The organism is Bdellovibrionales bacterium (genome assembly GCA_019750295.1).
Lineage (GTDB): Bacteria > Bdellovibrionota > Bdellovibrionia > Bdellovibrionales > JAGQZY01 > JAIEOS01.
Genome location: JAIEOS010000098.1, coordinates 1 through 2,132, shown reverse-complemented (window position 1 = coordinate 2,132; position 2,132 = coordinate 1). Strand labels below are relative to the sequence as shown.

General features: G+C 44.3%; 3 protein-coding genes. 1 reads left to right on the top strand and 2 read right to left on the bottom strand.

Annotation, left to right across the window (positions count from 1 at the left end; all coding sequences use genetic code 11):
• A partial coding sequence (tig, locus tag K2Q26_13570; protein ID MBY0316547.1) for a trigger factor occupies window positions 1-747 on the top strand: 747 nt, incomplete at its 5' end.
• Here tig and K2Q26_13565 read toward each other — a convergent pair.
• On the bottom strand, window positions 734-1,321 hold the full coding sequence (locus K2Q26_13565) for an aminodeoxychorismate/anthranilate synthase component II (GenBank protein ID MBY0316546.1): 588 nt from the start codon (window positions 1,319-1,321) through the stop codon (window positions 734-736). The genes tig and K2Q26_13565 overlap by 14 nt on opposite strands.
• Window positions 1,318-2,132, bottom strand: an 815-nt coding sequence (locus K2Q26_13560; protein ID MBY0316545.1) for an aminotransferase class IV, incomplete at its 5' end; no start/stop codon positions are given. The genes K2Q26_13565 and K2Q26_13560, both read right to left, overlap by 4 nt.

The following is a 2,132-nucleotide window of genomic DNA, read 5'->3' as shown; positions in this document are numbered from 1 at the left end:
GGTCACATGCTCGAAATCGGTTCCAATCAGTTTATTCCCGGCTTTGAAGAAGGACTTGTGGGAATGAAAAAAGGAGAATCGCGAGAAGTGACAATTAGCTTTCCTGCGGATTACCATGTTGAAAAACTTCGTTCTCAGCCTGTGACTTTCAAAGTGGATCTTCAAGACATCAAAACAAAAGTTTTACCTGAATTGAACGACGAATTCTTTGGAAAAGTGAACGCGAAGTCTCTAGAAGACTTTAAGCAAACTCTTCGCAATGATATCGAAATGCAAAAGAAGAACGTTTCTGAGACGAATCTTCGCGAAGCGATTATTCGCGCGTTTGTAGAAGCAAACCCCGTCGAAGTTCCTAAGTCTCTGTTCGAAGCCAACCGCGAAGCCATTATCGAAGACTACAGAAATCGCCTCAAATCCCAAGGGATCAGCGACGACGACTTCTCGGAATTCCAAAAACAATCCGGAATGGACTTTGATAGCGCCGCTAAATTTACCGTTCAAGCGGGCTTCCTGACGGATCAACTGGCGAAAGAAGAGAACATCCGAGCCACAGAAAAAGACGTCGATGATCGCTTAGGAGAAATGGCCGCCAAGTGGGGCATGGAAAAAGCTCAGATCAAAAAGTTCTATTCCGAAAGAAAAGGTCTCGACCAACTTCAAAATCAAATGACTGAAGAAAAAGTTTACGACTTTTTGATTAAAAATGCGCAGATCGAAGAAGTCGATCAAATCGCTAAGAAAGATTAATCGTTTTAAGAAAGTTCTCGATCAAAAGATCACCCTGAGGAGTTAAAACCGACTCAGGGTGAAATTGAACTCCTTCCACCGGGAACTTGCGATGTCGAACTCCCATAATCTCTCGATGTTCATTAAATTGAGTCCAACCTGAAACCTTAAGGTCCTCGGGCCAATTTTTAGAGTCTGCAATCAAAGAATGATAACGATTGGCTTTAAAGTTTTGCGGCAGATCTTTAAAAAGTCCTAAATTATCGTGTTGCACGAGCGAGGTCTTTCCATGCATCACTCGATGAGCTAACCCCACTTGAGCCCCAAAGACCTCACAAATCACTTGATGACCAAGGCAAACCCCAAAGATCGGCTTTTTATCGTAAAAGTGAGCAACAACGTCCCGACTGAGTTTGGCTTCACCCGGAGAACCCGGCCCTGGAGATAAGATAAAGGCGGAAATATTTTTCTCGACCTTCAACTCCTCAATGGACAACTGATCATTAAAAACCACTTTTACCGGAGCGTTAAGGCGACGCAGAGACTCAACGAGGTTGTAAGTGAAGGAATCATAATTATCGATCAACCAAATCACAAACTCTCCAAATGGGAAACTTTAACAACGCCTCGAACCGAATTGGTAAGGTAGATCTCCTGAGCTTCCCTAAGATCATTCAAGCTGAGATCTTTTTCTTCGGCGTGCCACTCTTGGATTTGTAAAGCACGGCGGATTCCCGGCAGAGCCCCACTCGATAACGGCGGGGTCCAAAACTGGCCATTTTTCTTGATAAAGATAGTGTGGCGAGAAGCTTCGGCGACAAAACCCATCTCGTTGAGGAAAATCACATCATAAAGACCTTTTTTTTGAGCGGCTTCGTACTCGTCATCATAAAGCTCTCGAGCCGTTGTTTTATGCTTATAAAAAATATCCCGACTATCAATTGCCCGACGGGAGATGCCCACACGACACTTTTCCGACGGCGTAGGTATCGGTTGGGAAGTGATCTCGATGTCACCGTCCTGAAAGAGCAATAAGCGCAACTTGTGCTCTCCTCCTGACAAATCTCTTTGCTCGTCGAGGATTTCTTTTTTGATCTTTTCCCTATCAAACTGAAATCCAAAAACTTGGGCCGAATTTTCCAAGCGCTTGAGATGAAGCTCTAGTGTGGGTGAACCCTCTTTCCGTGAGGCAAACGTTTCTATTAAAGCAAAATCAGAGTTGAGACGATTTACAAAACTCGATTTTGTTGCGCACTCTTCGTATTCACTCCCTGCAAGAGAATCGTAAAGAATTCCTCCACCGACACCCAACGATATCCTTTTATCCGGAGTCACGACGAGAGTGCGTATCGCCACGTTAAAGCAAAAATCGTTATTCGGCTCGATAAAACCAATGGCGCCCGTAT